A 410-nucleotide genomic window follows, 5' to 3' on the forward strand; every position below is an offset into this window, starting at 1 on the left:
GTCCACGTGCCATCACCATTGTTCACCGCTGGATAGTCAACACCATCCACATTCACCACAATCGTCGCAGTTGGGTCATTCACTGTACCCGTCAATGCAGGCGTTGCATCGTTGCTTAAGTCATCATCCACAGTCACGATCGGTGCAGTCACATCAGTGGTCACTGTGCCTGAGCCTGGTAATGAGGTGTTGCCTGCTGGGTCAGTCGCTGTCGCAGTAACGGTCTCACCATTGGTCAAGCCACCTGGATTTGGTGTGGTCCATACCCCAGTCGTTGGATCGGTTGGAACCTGAACTGTACTACCATCCGGGAACGTCACTGTAACCGTCGAACCTGGTTCTGCCGTACCACTGATTGGGTCAGTCGCATTGATTGGATCAAGGACTGGTGCATTTGGTGCAACGGTATC

At 53.2% G+C, this 410-nt stretch carries 1 protein-coding gene; it reads right to left on the bottom strand.

Annotated features, from left to right (window positions below; all coding sequences use genetic code 11):
- On the bottom strand, positions 1–410 hold a 410-nt coding region (locus WA352_RS21790), incomplete at both ends, for an Ig-like domain-containing protein (RefSeq protein ID WP_336143919.1).

The organism is Acinetobacter sp. 102 (assembly GCF_037028485.1).
GTDB classification, from domain to species: domain Bacteria; phylum Pseudomonadota; class Gammaproteobacteria; order Pseudomonadales; family Moraxellaceae; genus Acinetobacter; species Acinetobacter higginsii.